Consider the following 17,769-nt stretch of genomic DNA (forward strand, 5'->3'; position numbering starts at 1 on the left):
TGATGGCAGAAATCGCGAACCCCAGCGTATCGATCCAGAACCTGTCGCTGAACTATGGCGCGGTGTCGGTTCTGCAGACACTCAATCTCGACATCGCCGAGGGCGAGTTCATCGTGCTCCTGGGGCCCTCCGGTTGCGGCAAGTCGACCTTGCTCAACTGCATTGCCGGGCTGCTCGACATTTCGAAGGGCCGCATCTTCATCAAGGGCAAGAACGTCACCTGGGAGGAGCCCAAGGATCGCGGCATCGGCATGGTGTTCCAGTCCTATGCGCTCTATCCGCAGATGACGGTGGAGAAGAACCTGTCCTTCGGCCTGCGGGTCGCGGGCCTGCCCAAGGAAGAAATCGCCAAACGCATCGCGCGCGCCGCGGAGATCCTGCAGATCGAACCGCTGCTGCAACGCAAGCCCTCCGCACTGTCCGGCGGCCAGCGCCAGCGCGTGGCGATCGGGCGGGCGCTGGTACGCGACGTCGACGTTTTCCTGTTCGACGAACCGCTGTCCAATCTTGACGCCAAGCTGCGATCCGAACTGCGCGTCGAGATCAAGCTGCTTCATCGCAGATTGCAGAACACCATGATCTACGTCACCCACGACCAGATCGAGGCGATGACGCTCGCCGACCGGATCGCGGTGATGAAGGGCGGCGTCATCCAACAGCTCGATGCCCCGCAAACCATCTACAACCGTCCGGTCAACCGCTTTGTCGCCGGATTCCTTGGTTCGCCGGCGATGAATTTCATCGAGGGTCAACTGGAAGCCGGCGATGTCGCGGCATTCACCGCCGAGGGGGTGTCGATACCGCTCGGCCGTTATGAGTTCGACAAGGATCGCGGCAGCGTGGGCAAGCCCTGTGTGTTCGGCATCAGGCCCGAGCACGTCGCCTTTGGGGATGCGGCCAAGGCCATGCCGTTCACCGCCGAGTCAGCCGTCGAGATCGTCGAACCGATGGGCTCCGACACGCTGGTGTGGACCAAGCTCGGCGGCCGCAATTTTTCCTTCCGCGTCGAGGCGGAAAAGACGCTGCGCACCGGCGATCCAATCCGGATCGGCTTTGACCCAGCCCGTGCCTCGCTGTTCGATACCCCATCCGGCAACCGCCTATAGCTCCCAAGCGCCATCCTCCCAAGACCCACCTTACCAAGCAGAACGGACAGAGACGATGAACTGGTCATTCCAACTTTACAGCGCCCGCAATTTCCAACCCTGGGAGGGCGTGCTCGCCACGCTCGGCAAGCTCGGCTACACCGAGGTTGAAGGCTTCGGCGGCGTCTATGAGAATCCCAAGGCCTTCCGCGCGGAACTCGACAAGAACGGGCTTTCGATGCCGACCGGGCATTTCTCCATCGATGCGCTGGAGAATGATTTCGACGGTGTGCGCAGAACGGCCGAAGCGCTCGGCATCAAGCTTCTGATCTGCCCCTATCTGATGGCCGAGGACAGGCCGTCCGATGCGGCCGGTTGGCGTGGCTTCGGCGAGCGCCTGGCCAAGGTCGGTGAGGTTGCCTCGAAGGCCGGCTACGGCTTTGCCTGGCACAACCATGACTTCGAGTTCAAGGCACTCGCCGACGGGTCGGTGCCGCAGGATCACATCCTGTCTTCGGCCCCCGGTATCGGCTGGGAGATGGACCTCGCCTGGGTGGTGCGCGGCGGCGCCGATCCACTGCCCTGGATCGAAAAGCACGGCAAGCGCATCGTCGCCGTGCATGTGAAGGACATCGCCAGGCCGGGCGAAGGGCTGGATGAAGATGGCTGGTCGGATGTCGGCCACGGCACGATCGACTGGGCCGGCCTTATCAAGCTGTTGCGGGCCAAGAGCGCGGCAAAGTACTTTGTCATGGAACAGGACAACCCCAACGACATCGAGCGCTTCGCCCGCCGTTCGATCGCATCCGTTAAGGCTTACTAGGAACAATCATCATGGCAAAGAAGCTAGATACTGGGAAACTGGGTATTGGCGTCATCGGCTGCGGCAACATTTCGAAGGCGTATTTCTCGCTGGCGCCGCTGTTTCGCGGCATCGAGATGCGCGCCTGCGCCGACATCAACATGGATGCAGCCAGGGCGCGGGCGAAGGAGTTCAAGCTGCGCGCCGAGACCGTCGAGGACCTGCTCGAGGCCGACGACATCGACATCATCGTCAACCTGACGATACCGGCGGTGCATTACGAGGTGTCGAAACGTGTGCTCGATGCCGGCAAGCACGTCTATTCGGAAAAGCCGTTCGTGCTTTCGCTCGAGGAGGGCCAGGACCTCAAGGCGCGGGCAGAGAGGAAAGGGCTGCGCATCGGCTCGGCGCCCGACACCTTCCTCGGCGGCGCGCACCAGCTGGTGCGCGAACTGATCGACGAGGGCAAGCTTGGCAAGATCACCAGCGGCACCTGCCATGTCATGGGTCACGGCATGGAGCATTGGCACCCCAATCCGGATTTCTTCTTCCAGCCGGGCGCCGGACCGGTGCTCGATATCGGGCCGTATTACATCACCAATCTGATCCAGCTGATCGGGCCGGTGAAACAGGTGGCGGCCTTTGCGACAACCCCGGCCAAGGAGCGGACGATTTCATCGAAACCACGCGCGGGCGAAAAAATCCCGGTCAATACACCGACGACCATCCATGGCCTGCTGGAGTTCGAGAACGGCGCCGTGGTGACGTTGAACACCAGCTGGGATGTCTGGGCTCATGGCCACGCGCCGATGGAACTCTATGGCGAAGCGGGCACGGTGTTCGTGCCGGATCCGAACTTCTTCGGCGGCGACGTGCGTTTCACCGAAGAGGGCAAGCCGGTCAAGAAGCTGCCGAAATGGAAGCACCCGCTTGGCGAGCCCAATGAAATGCATGGCCAGGGCATGATGGCCAACTACCGCACGGCGGGTCTCGCCGACATGGCATTGGCGATAGTCGAGGGGCGGCCGCATCGTTGCTCGATGGAACTGGCGCTGCATGCCGTCGATGTCATGACCGGCATACTGCGTTCCGGCGAGACGGGAAAATTCGTCGCCATGCAGACCACTTGCGAACGGCCGGCGGCACTTGGCGTCAAGGCGGCCAAGGAATTGCTGGCCAAGAAAAAGTAAGCCGCGGAGATTATCGATAATTTTGACTTGCCCCTCTCCCCGTTCGGCCGGGGAGAGGGTAAAAGGGCGCCGGGCCGGCTCGCCGCTTTTGCGATGAAGCTGCCCGGTCTGTTCAGCTTCGAGGATATTTCCCCATGCCCTATGTCGCCGCCGAAAATCGCTACGAAAAAATGATCTACAACCGCTGTGGCCGCTCAGGCCTCAAGCTGCCGGCGATCTCGCTCGGCCTGTGGCACAATTTCGGCAATGACACGCCGCACAAGACCAAGCAGGCGATCGTGCGCAAGGCGTTCGACCTCGGCATCACCCATTTCGACCTTGCCAACAATTACGGACCGCCGCCCGGCTCGGCCGAAACCGCTTTCGGCGAAATCCTGCGCACCGATTTTTCCGCCTATCGCGACGAGCTGATCATCTCGACCAAGGCCGGCTATGAAATGTGGGCCGGCCCCTACGGTGAATGGGGCGGGCGCAAATACATGCTGGCCAGCCTCGACCAGAGCCTGAAGCGGATGGGGCTCGACTATGTCGACATTTTCTACTCGCACCGCTTCGACCCCGACACGCCGCTGGAGGAAACCATGGGTGCGCTCGACCACGCGGTGCGTTCGGGCAAAGCACTCTATGCCGGCATCTCGTCCTACAACTCGCAGCGCACCCGCGAGGCCGCCGACATCCTCAAGCGGCTCGGCACGCCCTGCATCATCCACCAGCCGAGCTATTCGATGCTGAACCGCTGGGTTGAGGAGGATGGCCTGCTCGACACGCTGGAGGGGCTTGGCGTCGGTTCGATCGTGTTTTCGCCCCTGGCTCAGGGCATGCTGACCGACAAATATCTTGGCGGTATCCCCGAGGGCAGCCGCGCCTCCCAAGGCAAGTCGCTGAAGACGGCCTTCATCAACGACCGCACCATCGCCAACATCGAGGCGCTCAACGCGATCGCCGGCAAGCGCGGCCAGACGCTGGCGCAGATGGCGCTGGCCTGGGTGCTGCGCAAGGGCAAGGTAACGTCGGCGCTGATCGGCGCCAGCCGGCCGGAGCAAGTCGAGGACTGCGTCGGCGCCCTGAAGGTTCTCGACTTCAGCGATGCCGAATTGGCTGAGATCGACAGCTACGCGCGCGAATCCGACATCAATCTGTGGGCAGCCTCGGCCGAGCGCAAAGGCCCGCCGAGGAAATAGGCGCCAGCTCATGTGATATTCGGCAAATGAAAACGGCGGGAAGATTCCCGCCGTTTTAACGTCACCGTCGAGGTCGAACTGTCAGGGCGTTTTCGGTTTCTGCGCGGTGCCCAGCCCGGCTTTCGGCTTTTCCGGCGCGGGGGCAGGGGTCTTCATCTTCGCCTCGATCCAGCCGCCGTAGTTGGCCAGCCGCGTGTAGATGCCATAGGCGTCCTTGTGGCCGCAGGCCGCGCTGCCGTCGGCCGGGCCTTCACCCCAACTGACGACGCCGACCTGGACCGGCCCGTCGGCGCCGGTCATGAACAGGGGGCCGCCGCTGTCGCCATTGCAGGCATCACGCACACCGCTGGTGGTGCCGGCGCAGATCATGTTGCCGGTCAGCGGATCGGTCATGTCGGCGGCAATCGCATTGGCGGCCGCATCGATGCCCTTTTCCGAATAGCGCATGCGATGGGACAGATCGCCGAGCGCCGCCTTGAGGTCGTGCGCGTAGATGGCCTTGATGCCACTGTTGCAGGCGCTGTTGGGCTGCAGATCGAGATCCGCGACCATCAGCGTGGTCGGGAACGTCCCGTCCTGCATCTTGCCCCAGCCGGTGACGGTGGTCTTGCCGGTGTCGGGGGTCGCCTCGCGGGCAAGCTTGATGGTCGGCGCATCGGCCGGCTCGGCAAGCCGGAGCAGGCCGAGGTCGTTGTCGAGCGTCTGCTCGCTGTAGCCCTCGTTGATGATGACCTCCACCACCTTGTGGCGCTTGCCTTCGCTGAGGTCGGTGGCGCCGGTCAGCACGGTGACCGTATCCGGCGAGATCGGCCTGCCCTTGTCGTTGAGGCAGTGCGCCGCCGTCAGCACCCATTGCGGCGCGATCAGGCTGCCGCCGCAGAATTGCGCATTGGCCTGCGAGGCCGGGTTCTCGTCCAGCCTGGCGGTGGTGAGCAGCGCGACCTGGAACGGATAGGCGCCCTTTTCGGCCTGGTTGCCGCCATAGACCCGGTCGGCGCCGTCAGGGTTCTCCGCCGCCGCCTTGGCCCTGGCCTCGGTCACCCGCTGCATCGGCGAGACCGCCGCTTCGGGCCTTGCGGTGCCTTCATCCGCCCGGCCGTGGTTGGTCGATACAAAGGCAGCGGCAATGCCAAGCAGCGATGCGGCAACGATTGGCCCGAACCGATTTGTGATGTGCACCTGAAACCTCCTCAGACAATTCTCCCGCGCGGATCGACGCCGGGCATTGTGCAAGGAGGTGTTGCCGGTTCAGCGATCCGCACGCGTACCGTATCGAAAACGGCGCGCGACCGGTCACAAAACCGAATCCCACTTTTGCTAACCGTGCCCGCGAGCAGAACCCGCACAAAATCCTATAGCCCCCCACGGGCTACGTGGAAGCGATTTGTCATTGCCAATCTTGGATTATTTTAGGCAGTATACCGCCGCAGAGTTTTTTTGGCGGGGGCCTTGAAAATGACAGCCCAGAACAACGCTCGCGGGGAATGCCGATGAGCAAACTCATTTTTCGGCGTCACCACGATCTCGACAATATTTCTGTATTTTGATCCAGTCCTTGCTGACTTTTGGGAGAGTCTCACCATGACAAAACTGACAAACGCACTCATTGCGTCCGCATTGCTTTCCACCGCAATGTGGACGGTCCCGGTTTTCGCCGCCGACCCTGGCTCCGCCAGTGCCGGCAATGGCGAAAGCATGCGGGACGTTACTTCAGGCGACTTCAAGGCCGGTCGGGCAAAGCCGATCACGACACCGACGCTTACTGACGAAGACAACCGCGCCGCGCCGCTCACCGACGAGAAGGCGGCTGTTAAATCCTATGGCATCGTCGGGCGTTCCGCCGATGGCAAGGAGATCAAGATCGAGCCGAGCGAAGCACTGCGCGAGCTCATCATCAAGGAGCTGAACGCGCCGGCCAATGGCGCGGCCGGGGCTGAGCGCAAGACCGAGGACCCGGGACTGGGCGAAGGCGAAGCAGGGCGTCAGGTTTTCGGTCCCGACGATCGCGAGCAGGTCAAGAACACCAAGACCTATCCGTTCTCGGCCATCGGCTATCTGGAGGCCAAATCGCCGAAGACGGGCAGCTATGGCAGCTGCTCGGCAACGCTGATCGGCCCGCGCACCGTGCTCACCGCGGCGCACTGCCTCTACAGCCATGAGGACAAGGACTGGCTGTCCGAATATCTGTTCGTGCCGGGCCTCAACGGCAGCACCGCGGATGACGCACCGTTCGGCGCCTTCACCTTTGAAAGCGCCTATGTGCTGCAGGGCTTCATCGACAACTACCAGGGCTATTACGGCTCGGTGATCCCGTGGGATCTGGGCATCATCACGCTGAAGCAGGATGTCGGCACCAATCTGGGTTGGCTGGGCTACGCCAATTACGACGATCTCGGCGATTTCACCGCCAACCTCGTCGGGTATCCCGGCGACAAGCCGATGGGCACGATGTGGAAGGCAAGCTGCGAAGTGCATGCCGAGAACATCGCTCCGGAATATTTCCAGTACGACTGCGATACGTTCCCGGGGTCGAGCGGCAGCTCGGTCTATGCCTATGACACCAAGTCCAAGCAGCGCATCATCACCGGCGTCAACGTGGCGGAAAGCCCCGACGCGAACACCGCCGTGCGCCTCAACGCCGCCAACGTCCAGTGGATCAACAGCCTGTACAAATAAGCGCTACGGGTTCGCAGTGAAGACAAAGGCGGCGGGTCAATCCTGCCGCCTTTTTCGTGCCGATCCTTCCGCATGGCTTCCCTTGCACGAGGCCGGCGCCCCGACTACGCTTGGCTTGCCAAGGGGGCGAGGCGTCCAGGGGGCTCAAGGGATGGGGCGGACAAGGGCAGTATTCGGGATCGCGGCGGCATCGATGCTGGCCACGCTGATGGTTTCGACGGCTTTTGCCGATCCCGCCCCTGTCGGCGGCGCCTGGGCGGAGCGCGTGCAGATCCTCTATCAGGCCGACACACGCTCGGTGTTGCGCCGGACCGTGCGTGTCTGGGATTTCCATCCTGAGAAGAACCTCGATTTCGTCTGGGAGCCGGCGGCGGGCCAGTCGCCCGACCGGACGATCGCCGAGGACGGCACCATCAACGGCAAGGGCAGGCTGGTGTGGCGGGTGCGCGGCTCGGCGAGCTATGATCCGAAGACCGTCTATTCCAGCTATTTCGGTGACATCAGGAACGGCCGGCCTGACGGGCAAGGCCGGCTCGAACTGCGTTCGGGCGAGGTTTTCGATGGACATTGGTTAGCCGGAGACCTCAACGGCAAGGGCATCCACGTCGATGCCGACGGCAACCGCTATGAGGGGGAGTTCGTCGACGGCGTTCCGAATGGCGAGGGCCGGTTGCTTTCGAAGACCGGCGAGATCTTCGCCGGCTCCTTTGTCGGCGGGCTGAAGAACGGCAAGGGCCATACCCGGCTCGCCGGCGGCACTGTCTATGAATCGCAATGGGTGATGGGTAAGGAGGTCGGCGGCTCGCGTCCCGACGTTCTGGCCGATGCCAGGGTCGGCGGCCTGCTCAAGGCGCAGGCCGGCGGCGGCGATGCCGACAAGGTCGAGATCGGCGTTATCGTCGACCAGCGCATGACCCAGCAGGCCGACATGAAATACCAGCATCTGGTGCGCGACGAGGACGTTGCGATCTATCCGGAAGACAATCTCTACAACGACGCCTGGAACGGCACCGGAACGGTCAACACGACGAATGTCTATGGCGGCGCGGACTGGGAGAACACGCCGGCCTTTGCCGAGGTCGACCTGAAGACGACAGACGAATCCAGGGTCAAGCTCGACAGCCTGGAAATGAAGGTCGCTGCCAGCGATGCCTACCGCAAGCCGATGCTGTCGATCTCGGAGCATTTCGGCTGCATCGGCTTCCGGCCGGACTTCTCGATCGTCAACAATGGCTGGGGCGACGCCAAGGACATGAAGATGTCGATCCAGTTCACCACGGTGGACGAGGAAGGCAATCCGACCGGCCAGCCAAGCCGCATGTTCACCAAGGATATCGGTGGTTTCGGCGATGGCGTCGACGTGTCGATCAAGAGCGTGCTCGACGAGGCCGGCGTCGATACGGCGAGCCTTGAGACGGGACGTTTTCCCTGCCCCTCTGTCGACAGTCTCAATGTCTGCCGCAGCCAGCTCACCAACAAGATCAAGTTCGGCGAGGTCGGCGACTATCTCGGCAATTTCAATCAGGCGATGACGCTGAATGCGATCGGCAAATTCGACTATTCCTGGGCCGACGATCAGGGCAATGTCTACCAGCAGAGCGAGCCGTTTCGCGCCCAGATGACCATGGCGGTCTTCGAGACTCCCGAATCGATGGCCGAATGCGGCGATGGCGGCGGCGGCAGTCCGGAAGCCATGCGCTACCAGAACATCGAATTCCCGATCGGCAAACACGACTACACGATCGCCATGCCGATGCGCGGCAACAAGAATGTCAGCGCCTATACGGCGCGGCTGAAAATGTGGTCGGCGATGTCGTCGATCCACAGTTTCAGCATCGCCGCGCATTTCGCGGATGGCAGCGTGCGCGAGAGCAAGCCGGTGACCTTCTTCTATTTCCGCCCGAAGCAGTCGTTGTTCGAGACCAAGACAGAACCGGCGGCGTGCTATCTGCCGCGCCAGATGATTGGCTGTGGTTAAGGTGTATTGATATTCAGGTGTGCCGGCCTGACCTGTATCTCGACACAGCCTGGGGAGTGCCTACTTTCGACCCATCTCGAAATAGTTGGGCAGAGGGATCAGCCTGACAAAGACCGTGCCCTGGGCGAAGACGCGCAATTCCAGCATCGATCCTGACGAGCGCTCGGCGCTCTGGTCGAACAGGAAATTACCGAGCGAGTAGACTTCCGCCACATCGCCGCCGGCCAGCGGGACGATCGCCTCGCTCGACACGTGCGGATGGCCGCCGACAATGGCTGAAGCGCCGCGCAATCGCATCTCATCGGCAAGCATCTCTTCGCGCGCCGACGGTTCGGTCTTGTACTCGCGGCCCCAATGGACGAAGGCGACGACCGGACGCTGCGCATCCTCGTGCAGCAGCCGGTCGAGCAAGGCAGGGGTCAACAGATCGGTGTTCCTGGAGCCATTGGTGTCGATGTCGGTCAGGCCGACAAGGTCGAGGTCGTCGAGCGCCAGCGTTTCGCCCTGGCCGAAATGCGGGATGCCGGCCTCATCCAGCGCGCGCAGCGTCTCGGCATAGCCGGATGGACCGAGATCGTAGGCGTGGTTGTTGGCGAGGCTGACGCCGGCGACATGCAGCCGCTTCAGCATGCTGGCGGCGAGGTCTTCCGGCATGGCCAGCGTCATGTCGTCGATCGCTTCGGGCACGTTGGGCAGGATGACACCTTCGAGATTGACGATGAGCGGCCGCGATCCGGTCAGCGCCAGGATGCTGTCGACGATCTTGTCGGCCACGCCGTCGCGAACCAGGACCGTCTTCATGGCGCGACCGAAATTCACGTCGCCGGCAAGATAGTAGATCCTGTCCTTTGGCCGCGCCGGGTTGTTGAAACCTGGGCCGAAGGCGCCGAACAGCGCCACGACATAGCTGGTGGTGCGCTCGACATAATCCGAGGTGTGTTCCTGCGAGTTCTCGTTGGCGACCACCAGGGGCTGGGCGCCGAACAGTTCGCGCTGCAGCCGGGTCTGGATATAGAGCGCGCCGACGGAATCGGCATGATCGGGCTGGCGCAAGGCGGCGATGCCGTCGAGCGAGCCGGCTGCCAGCATGTTCAGCGTCTGCTGGTCGAAGCGCCTGGAATCGTGCTGGGGCAGATAGTGCGAGAAGTCGGTGGATTCGACGATCAGCGTGTCCCGGTCGACGATCGGTTTCAGCGCCTCTGCCAGCCTGTCCCAGTCGCCGCGCTTCGCCTTTACCGACATCGCGATCGGCACGATCTTCGCCTCGGGGAAATAGTGGTGCAGGAAAGGCAGCATGGCACGCACACCGTGCTCCTTGTCGAACAGGCAGGATTCCTCGACCATGTCGCCATTCTTCTCCAGAAGACGCACGGCATCGGCGTCGGCAGCCACCGGGCCAAGCACGGTGTCGAAGCCGCGCGTGGTTGTGGCGTAGAGCTTGTGCGTCCTGTGGAAATGGTCCGGCGACAGGATGACGATGCGCTTGTAGCGGAAGCCGGACGCGGCATGAAAACCCAACGCCACGAGATCGGCGGCCAAGAGATGATGCGGCACGGTGATGCCTGTCAGCCGCTGGTTGGACGGCTGAACATCGGCGACGCTGGCGATGGCATCCTTGAACAGGGTGGCGTCGTCGTAGAAGGGCGGGAAGTTTTCGGTGTGGGGTGGGCAGACGATCGGGGTGGGCTGTGCCGTGCCGCAGAGAACCAGAGAGACGATGATAAGCGTCAGCAGGCGGGTTATCACGGCTCGGCCAACACGATGTTCTCCACGCCGCCGACATAGTAGAACGGCTTCTGCTTCGACGCGGTCAGCCGCACCACCTCGCGCGAGATGAAATCAGCGAGCCCGAACAGCGTCACGCCGCCATCGGAGGTTTTGGCCTTGCCGCGCAGGCCTTCGAGGATCGAATAGGTGAAGACGCCGTGGCCGAGTTCCGGCAATTCGGCGGCGGTGTTGTTGGCGGCGGTCGCTGAGAACACGACGATGCGTGCGTCCTGCGCGTCCTTTTCCAGGCGCGGGTTGAAGGCGTTGGCGGCGTGGCAGGTGTCGAGGAGCATGAAGCGCATGCCCTTGGCCCGCTCGACCGATTTCTGGATGTCACCCCAGTCGACAAGCGAGGAGCGCTTCCAGCGATCGGCATCCTGTTTGCGGCCATCGGTCGGGATGAAATAGTAATCCTCGTCGATGTTGATGCCATGGCCGGCGACGAAGACGATGGTGGTGTCGTGCTCGCCAGGCTTGTCGAGGAAATCGGCGAGCTGATCGTCGATCGTGTGCGAATCCGGTTCCATGACGGTGTCGGCGCTGGCGACCGTGTAGGTCTGCTGGGCCTTGTCGGGGCTTTCGTCGAGCGCCTCGCGGTTGACCAGCACCAGCGTCTCCATCGACGAGAACAGCGGCGATGATTTCTGCGCAATGACGTTCAGGAATTCGGTGGCATCGTCGACGGGGTAGCGCAGGTCGCAGGCGTGGCCCGAACAGGCATCGGTCAGGAACGGATATTTGTCGACGCCGATGACCGCGACATAGAGCTTGCCCTTGGCCTCGGCCTTTTCGGTCTTCCTCGCCAGCGCGGTCACGCTGCGCTCGGTCAGATAGCCATATTCGTTGGTGCCGGTGATGCGGATGGTGTTCTGGCCGTCCTCGACCGGCACTTCGACTGTTGTCTTGTCGCCATCGGCCGAGCGCGTGGCGATGTCGCCGACATTGCGGCTGTTCGACAGGATCGAGAAGCCGGCGACATCGGTTCCGGCTTCCTCGGCGCCTGTGATCTCGACGGCGACATAACCGTCGCGGACCTTGCTCTGGTCGTCGGCAAGGCGGATGCCGAATTCCGGCGGCTTGCGCTGCAGAAGCTTCTGCAACTCGTTGTCGACGCCCGGCCGCATCTCTTGGACCGCCTGCCTGGCGCTGCGCAGGATGATGGCGCGGCGCACCATTTCCGGGCTCCAGAGGTATTTCTTCAACTGGCCGGCGCGGATGAAACGGCCTTCATGGTCGCGGCCCTGGTTGACGTGCCAGCCGATCAGCTTGTCGCCCTCGTCGGAGGAGTAATAATAGCCCTGCGGCATCCAGGCGATCCATTGCGAGCCGGCAAAGAACATCGACACGATCAGCTCGTGCGTCTTCAGGTTCCACAACCTCAACGTCTGGTCGGCGCTGCCGGTGACCAGCAGACCGGCCTTCTGCGAGGCGACCATTGCGTTGATTTCGCCGGTATGGCCGATGAATTCGCCGGAGACCCTGGCGGTCGCCGCCTTGTATTCCAGCAGCGTGCCGTCATTGCCGCCGGTGATCAGCCCAAGCCCGTTGTCGATCAGCGTGAAAGCGGAATGGGCAAAGCCGTTGGTGGCGTCGTTCTCGATCGAGCGCACCACCTTGCCGCCATTGGCGATCTCCAGCACCGCGTTTTCCAGCGCGTCCTTGCCGCCCGTTTTGGCGTGCAGCGACCATTCACCGTCGGCAAGTGCTGCGCGTGCAAACGAGCCGGGCTCGGTCAGGGGCTGCGGGTCGTCGAAGAACCGCTCGGTGGTGGGCAGTTCCAGCTTCTTGTCCAGCGCGCCCAGCTGTTCCGGGCAAGCCACGCGCTCCGGGCAGGGGTTGGCATTGCCCCAGGCGATGATGCCGTTTGCCGGATCGACGCCGACAGCGGTCACCGGCTCTCCAACCCCTTGCAGCAAGGCCTTGCGTTCGCCGGTTGCCGGGTCCCAGACCTGGATGGCGTTGCGGGTGCCTCCGGCGGTCGCCACAAGCGAGCCGTCGGCATTGGCGGCGCTGGCATAGACGGTGCCGTCATGGCCGGCGTAGTCGAGCAGTTTCTCGCCGCTGTCGGTGTTCCAGACGATGGAGCGGTGCTTGTCGGCGCAGCGATAGCCGCAGGATGCGACCAGACGCTCACCCTTGGCGAAGCTCAGCGAGCCGATGAGAAAAGCCTGCTTCGGCATGGCGCGCGCCAGCGTGCCGTCGGCGGCGCGCCAGAGCTGGACCTGCCCGTCCTTGCTGCCGGTGGCGAACAGGCTGCCGTCCTGCGAGATCGCCAGCGCGAGCACGCTGACGTCCCGCAAAGGCTCGGCCTCATCGGGCAAGGCGATTTCCTCGCCCTTGGCGACATCCCACAGCCGGATGCCGTTATCGGTCGTCGTCGCCGCCAGCCGGGTTCCTCCCGCGGCAAAGGCCAGCTTGTCGATGTGCCAGGAATCGGCGTCGAGCTTCTTGTCCTGCGTCCAGCCTGACGTGGCCTTGTCGTCCTGCTTCCACAAATAGACGACGCCGTCACCGCCGCCGGCAGCCATCATCTTGCCATCAGGCGAGAAAGCGATGTCATAGATCGCGTAGTCGGCGGCCTTGAGCACGGCCTTGATCTTGCCGGTGGCGAAGTCGAACAGCCTGATGTCGCCATAGGGCGGCTTGTCGCCGAGCCCGGCGCCGAAATAGCCGCCGGCGGCGATGGTCTTGCCGTCCGGCGAAACCGCGACCGCGAAGATCTTGCCGTCGTTGCCATTGCCGAGATAGCCGCGAATGGTGCGCAGCGTCACGCCGCTCTGCCAGTCCCAGATGCGGATGGTCTTGTCATCGGATGCCGAGACGAGGTCCTCGCCACCGGGCGTGAAGGCGAGGTCGGCAATCCGCGCGGTATGGCCTGATGTATCGAGGTCGAGATGGAAATCCGGGACATCGTCAGCGCGGGCGGCAGAGGCCGTGATCAAGGCTCCAGCCATGGCCAGCCACCGGCAGGCGCGCATGAGGCGGATGCTGATCCCAGCCTCTTCCATAGCTATTTGACTTCGGCCGCCGGTTGCCCGTTGCGCACATAGGCCTCGATCGCCGTGGCAAAGGTGGGTGAGCCCGCCTTGCGCTGCTTGTCGACATAGCCGGCAAAATAGCTCCAGAAGGAGACGGCGTAGTCGTGGAAATAGGCATCGCTCACCTTGCGCGAGCACAGGCCGCCGTCGACGCAGAAGGACAGGCGGTTGAGGAAATAGACGATGCGGTCGAAATTCTCGCTGAAGTCGGCGAGCGGCATGTCGCCGCCCGAAGCGCTCATCGCCTCGATGCCGATCCGCTGGCGGAACACCTGCTCCTCGGTCGGCGAAGGGCTGGCGCTGAGCAGCTTGTCGTATTTGGCGTTGAGGGCTGCAAGACGATCCTTGAGCGCCCGTTGTGCCTGCTGGTAGTCCTTGGTTTCCCAGAGCTCGACCAGGGACATGGTCTGTTCGACGCGCTTCTGCTCCTGGTTGGCCAGGAACTGGTAGACCGAGAATGCCAGGGTGAAGATGATGGCGAAACGCACCAGCAAGCCCGACCAGGCATAGATCAGCATGCGCCAGTCGCGATCGGTGAAGGGATTGCTTTCCTTTTTGATCTCGTGGCTGCTCGGCCAGGGGAAACCTTCGGTGGTTTCCGGCAGCCTCTCCTTCGCCGCCGGTGCCTTTGCGCGCGCGGCCACCGGTATATGCTTTGTCGTGCCCCCCGGCTTCTTCATTTGCAGCTGTCCAGCTCGATGGTGGCGGAGGGATCAAGCACCACGCCGGGCGCTTCAAGCTGCTTTTTCAGGCATGCCAGCTGCGGGCGCGAAACTATGAACTGCATATCCGGCTCCGCCGGCGCCTTGTTGGGTGAGGGCAAGGCTTCAACCACGCCGCGCGAGGCGCAGCTTGAGAGATCAACCACCACCGCGTCGCTGCTGGTCTTGGCGAACTGGTCGTACTGATCGAGGAAGCACGTTGCCAGTTCCGAATTGAGGACCACCTGCTTGGCGCAAAGGCCGCATGTGTCCTGCGCCGACGCATTGGCGATCAGCAACAGGCCGCCGGCAAGTCCGGCAACCGTTGCGCGCCAGGAGAAAAAAGACTTCTTCACAATCGATCCTATCTGCTTCGTCAGCCGCTAAGCCCTTTGGCTGCGGCTGGGGATGTTGTCATATCGCGCCGATCGCGCAAGAGCCGGATATACCAGGCCGTACGACCCTGGTGCGGGAGCTCAGGCGCGCGGCACCGTCTCCATCGGGAAGATCATCACCGCCCCCTTCGGGCCGCTCTTGTCGGCAAGCCGCATCACCGAACGGGTCGGCGGCGCCATGCCGATATCGGCGAGCATGTCGGAGAAGCTGGCGGGGCCAAGCCCGCGCGTCATCGACGCGACGCCGTCCTGCGCCAGGAAGCTCAAATCTTCCTTCTCGCTTTCCGGCGGTGCCTCGGTCAGCACCGCGATCATCCGCTCCATGCCGAAGCTGGTGTCGGTGAAGGCGAGCAGCCCTTCCTCCAGCGTGGCTTTTGGGGCGAGGCGTTCGGCAACGATATGGGTGATCGAATAGTCGCTGCCGACATAGAGCACGTTGATGTCGACCAGCTGGTCGGAGCTGTTCCTGGCCAGCACATGCACCTCGTCACCCGGCGAGACGCGCGGTACCGCGGAAGCCTGCAGGGGCTCAAGCCCATCCTTGTCGCGGCGCTTGACCTGGAACTGCACGTCGACATCCTCGGGCTTGTAGTCGGAGGCGGCCGCCAGCCGCGACAGGCCGGTGGCGCGGAAGATGGTGCGCAAATTCCTGGCCGTGGCGTCGACCAGCTTCTGGCGATCGTCGGGATGGATGATGATCAGCGGCGGCTTGCTGCCGTCCTTCAGCGTCACGTCGCCCGATGCCGGCAGGAACCACAGTGCCGGCTGTTCGGACGCGTCCTTGGCCGCGCCGGCGATGGCATTCTCGCGCATCACCGCGAAGCGCAGCTCTGCGCTCTTGCCGGGATCGACCAGTTCGATGTTGAAGCCGGTTTCCTTGGCCGTGGCCAGTTCGTCGAGAACCGAATTGACCAGCTCGGTTTCCTTCTCCAGTCCCTTGGCCGGGGCCGGCCGCGCGACAGCGAGCTTGTAGTCGACGGCGATCTCCGCCACCCGCGCATAGGCGTTGGCGGGAATGTCGGTGAGGTTGAGTGCCGGCTTCTTCTCGAACTCGACCGGTTTGACGCGGCTTTCCAGGTTCTTGGCCGATTGTACCTCGAGATAGCCGACGGCGTCGGTCAGTGACGACAGCGCCGAGGGCAGGATGGCGAGCTTGCTGCCCGGCGTGAGACGATGTAGCAGGCCGGCGCCGATCGTCGCCTCGCCGTCCTTGACGCTGATGGGCCACTGCATGACTGCGTCGGTCTTGTCGGTGCCGAAGACGCGCGCGTCGAGCTCGCCCTCGAACAGCGGCGTCGGCCGGGTGCGGCTGTCGGCCGAATATTGCTGCAGCACCGCCTGGCCGAGCTGGCGATAGGTGACGTTGGGGTTTTCGGCGAGTTTCGAGAGGATGGTGAAGGTGAACAGGCCAAAGCGCGGCGCATCCGCCGTGCCCTTGGGCAGCGGCATTTCCGGCGTCGTTTCCACCGTCTGGGCGGCATAGAAGGCGACCAGCTTGCCCTTGGTGATCGGCTCGCCGCCGGTCGGCGTCAGGTTGAAGGCGGGCTTGCGCGCGCCATTCTCGTCGAGGCCGCGCGAGGCGCTTGCGACCGTATCCTCATAGGTCTTGACGGCTGCCGCCCTGGCGGCCTCGTCGCCGCCCACCAGATCGGAGAATTCGACCTTGCGCTCCAGCTCGTCATCGACCTCGACGGCGCGGGTCGCGGTGCCGGAATGGCAGCAGTCGAAGACAGCCCAGACGAAAGCGCCCTTGTTGCGGATGGCGTCCAGCGCATCGCCGATCTCATTGTCGACCAGCGCGTTCGGCACGCCGGCGTCGCGATTGATCCATTTCTCGATGTCGACTGGCAGAAAAATCTCGTCGAGCCCGTCGGTCTCGTCGCCCTTGACCCTTTCGGGCTGCTGGGCGCCGTGGCCGGACAGATGCAGGTAGACGAAATCGTCGCGCTGGACCTTGGCGGCAAGGTCGGCGAGTGCCGCCTTGATCGCCGCATGGGTCGGCAGGCCCTGGGCGCCGGGCACGTCCTTGGCGAGCAGCGTGACGTTTTCGGGCGCGAAGCGCACCGGGTCAGGCACATTCTTCAAAAGATACTCGTGCACCAGGCCGGCATCGTTCTTCGGCCCGATCAGCCAGTTCCTTTGCGGCAGGGCAGGATATTCAGTGCAGGCCACCAGCAGCGCGTGATAGGTGCGCGATGCCGCCAGTGCCCGGAACGAGAGCGTACCGGCCGCCATCAGCGCGGACGTGCCGACAAGCAGCGTCCGGCGTGTCAATTTGATCATATTGCTTCCCCAAGCCCGATCGAATTTCCCAAGCGAAACCACCCTCGTCGAGGATTTTGTCGGTATTTTGAATGTTGCTGCATCATCAAGCCTGCCGTCCTTAAATGCGCCGATACGTTATCGATCGCCCCGGGACAACAACAGAAGAGTAGCAAAGACAACGGTTCGTCGCTATCTGAATGGGATCAGGCGGTTTGCGCGGGCAAACAGGCTGGAGATGGCGCAGGACAAGTTGGAACCGGAAAATGGCGGCAAGGGATGTGCTGACGAAAAACCAGCTGTGCGTGCTCGAGAAACTCGAGACCGCCAGCGGACCGCTCAGCGCCTACACCTTGCTCGACCAGCTGCGCGAACGCGGTTTTCGTGCGCCGCTGCAGGTCTATCGCGCGCTCGACACGCTGGTGAAGTCCGGCTTCGTGCACCGGCTGGAAAGCATCAATTCCTTCGTCGCCTGCGCCGAACCGCATGACCACAGTCATTCGATGACCGCTTTCGCCATCTGCGACACGTGCGGACAGGTGACCGAAATGTCTGACCACGACGTCGACCACCGGCTGAACGAATGGGTCAATTCCACCGGCTTCGCCGCCAAGAAGGCGGTGATCGAGTTTCGCGGTGTGTGTGCGAAGTGCAGGGCCGAAGCGGCTTAAGCCTTCGCTTCGTCATACTAGGG

The 17,769-nt window shown here is 63.1% G+C and carries 13 protein-coding genes; 7 read left to right on the forward strand and 6 right to left on the reverse strand.

The genetic code is table 11. From position 1 onward, the window contains the following. Positions 1 to 2 precede the first annotated feature (2 nt). The 4 genes from JG746_RS09125 (at position 3) to mgrA (ending at position 4,258) form a co-directional block, all read left to right on the forward strand. Positions 3 to 1,106, forward strand: coding sequence for an ABC transporter ATP-binding protein (locus JG746_RS09125; protein WP_244730876.1), 1,104 nt, complete (start codon positions 3 to 5; stop codon positions 1,104 to 1,106). 55 nt (positions 1,107 to 1,161) lie between these two features. Next, positions 1,162 to 1,908 carry a sugar phosphate isomerase/epimerase family protein gene (locus JG746_RS09130; protein ID WP_202357833.1) on the forward strand — a complete coding sequence of 249 codons (747 nt, stop codon included), beginning with the start codon at positions 1,162 to 1,164 and terminating at the stop codon, positions 1,906 to 1,908. Positions 1,909 to 1,919: 11 nt separating this feature from the next. Then, positions 1,920 to 3,077, forward strand: a complete 1,158-nt coding sequence (locus JG746_RS09135; RefSeq protein WP_202357834.1) for a Gfo/Idh/MocA family protein — start codon at positions 1,920 to 1,922, stop codon at positions 3,075 to 3,077. A 134-nt stretch (positions 3,078 to 3,211) separates the two neighbouring features. Then, on the forward strand, positions 3,212 to 4,258 hold the full coding sequence (mgrA, locus tag JG746_RS09140; RefSeq protein WP_202357835.1) for an L-glyceraldehyde 3-phosphate reductase: 1,047 nt from the start codon (positions 3,212 to 3,214) through the stop codon (positions 4,256 to 4,258). A gap of 81 nt (positions 4,259 to 4,339) precedes the next feature. Here the strand turns inward: mgrA and JG746_RS09145 are convergent, their stop codons facing one another. Beyond that, the gene (locus tag JG746_RS09145; protein WP_202357836.1) at positions 4,340 to 5,437 is read right to left on the reverse strand and encodes a S1 family serine peptidase; all 1,098 of its coding nucleotides are present in this window, start codon (positions 5,435 to 5,437) and stop codon (positions 4,340 to 4,342) included. 402 nt (positions 5,438 to 5,839) lie between these two features. Here JG746_RS09145 and JG746_RS09150 point away from each other — a divergent pair, with 402 nt between their 5' ends. Then, complete coding sequence (locus tag JG746_RS09150) at positions 5,840 to 6,934, forward strand: trypsin-like serine peptidase (RefSeq protein WP_202357837.1); 1,095 nt, start codon at positions 5,840 to 5,842, stop codon at positions 6,932 to 6,934. Positions 6,935 to 7,127: 193 nt separating this feature from the next. After that, positions 7,128 to 8,912, forward strand: coding sequence for an MORN repeat-containing protein (locus tag JG746_RS09155; RefSeq protein ID WP_244730717.1), 1,785 nt, complete (start codon positions 7,128 to 7,130; stop codon positions 8,910 to 8,912). A gap of 60 nt (positions 8,913 to 8,972) precedes the next feature. Here JG746_RS09155 and amrB read toward each other — a convergent pair whose 3' ends face one another. The 5 genes from amrB to JG746_RS09180 form a co-directional block, all read right to left on the reverse strand. Further along, on the reverse strand, positions 8,973 to 10,658 hold the full coding sequence (gene amrB, locus JG746_RS09160) for an AmmeMemoRadiSam system protein B (protein ID WP_202357839.1): 1,686 nt from the start codon (positions 10,656 to 10,658) through the stop codon (positions 8,973 to 8,975). Continuing rightward, positions 10,655 to 13,633 carry a caspase family protein gene (locus JG746_RS09165; RefSeq protein WP_244730718.1) on the reverse strand — a complete coding sequence of 993 codons (2,979 nt, stop codon included), beginning with the start codon at positions 13,631 to 13,633 and terminating at the stop codon, positions 10,655 to 10,657. The genes amrB and JG746_RS09165 overlap by 4 nt, the downstream gene beginning before the upstream one ends. Positions 13,634 to 13,689: 56 nt before the next feature. Continuing rightward, the gene (locus JG746_RS09170) at positions 13,690 to 14,397 is read right to left on the reverse strand and encodes a DUF4760 domain-containing protein (protein WP_202357841.1); all 708 of its coding nucleotides are present in this window, start codon (positions 14,395 to 14,397) and stop codon (positions 13,690 to 13,692) included. Further along, positions 14,394 to 14,774 (reverse strand): hypothetical protein, encoded by a 381-nt coding sequence (locus JG746_RS09175; protein WP_202357842.1) that lies wholly within the window; start codon positions 14,772 to 14,774, stop codon positions 14,394 to 14,396. The genes JG746_RS09170 and JG746_RS09175 overlap by 4 nt, the downstream gene beginning before the upstream one ends. Before the next feature lie 120 nt (positions 14,775 to 14,894). Continuing rightward, entirely contained in the window at positions 14,895 to 17,096 is a 2,202-nt protein-coding gene (locus JG746_RS09180; RefSeq protein WP_202357843.1) for a caspase family protein, read from the reverse strand. Positions 17,097 to 17,341: 245 nt separating this feature from the next. On the opposite strand from JG746_RS09180, the gene JG746_RS09185 reads away from it, so the two are divergent. Further along, complete coding sequence (locus tag JG746_RS09185; protein ID WP_202357844.1) at positions 17,342 to 17,746, forward strand: Fur family transcriptional regulator; 405 nt, start codon at positions 17,342 to 17,344, stop codon at positions 17,744 to 17,746. Positions 17,747 to 17,769: the final 23 nt, after the last annotated feature.

This window comes from Mesorhizobium sp. 113-3-3 (assembly GCF_016756495.1).
Taxonomy (GTDB): Bacteria; Pseudomonadota; Alphaproteobacteria; order Rhizobiales; family Rhizobiaceae; genus Mesorhizobium.

Excerpts from the sequence above, each read along its gene's own strand:
- JG746_RS09130 (WP_202357833.1), top strand. The coding sequence starts at position 1,162 with ATGAACTGGTCATTCCAACTTTACAGCGCCCGCAATTTCCAACCCTGG.
- JG746_RS09125 (WP_244730876.1), top strand. The coding sequence starts at position 3 with ATGGCAGAAATCGCGAACCCCAGCGTATCGATCCAGAACCTGTCGCTG.
- mgrA (WP_202357835.1), top strand. The coding sequence starts at position 3,212 with ATGCCCTATGTCGCCGCCGAAAATCGCTACGAAAAAATGATCTACAAC.
- JG746_RS09180 (WP_202357843.1), bottom strand. The coding sequence starts at position 17,096 with ATGATCAAATTGACACGCCGGACGCTGCTTGTCGGCACGTCCGCGCTG.
- JG746_RS09135 (WP_202357834.1), top strand. The coding sequence starts at position 1,920 with ATGGCAAAGAAGCTAGATACTGGGAAACTGGGTATTGGCGTCATCGGC.
- JG746_RS09150 (WP_202357837.1), top strand. The coding sequence starts at position 5,840 with ATGACAAAACTGACAAACGCACTCATTGCGTCCGCATTGCTTTCCACC.
- JG746_RS09170 (WP_202357841.1), bottom strand. The coding sequence starts at position 14,397 with ATGAAGAAGCCGGGGGGCACGACAAAGCATATACCGGTGGCCGCGCGC.
- JG746_RS09165 (WP_244730718.1), bottom strand. The coding sequence starts at position 13,633 with ATGGCTGGAGCCTTGATCACGGCCTCTGCCGCCCGCGCTGACGATGTC.
- JG746_RS09185 (WP_202357844.1), top strand. The coding sequence starts at position 17,342 with ATGGCGGCAAGGGATGTGCTGACGAAAAACCAGCTGTGCGTGCTCGAG.
- JG746_RS09155 (WP_244730717.1), top strand. The coding sequence starts at position 7,128 with ATGCTGGCCACGCTGATGGTTTCGACGGCTTTTGCCGATCCCGCCCCT.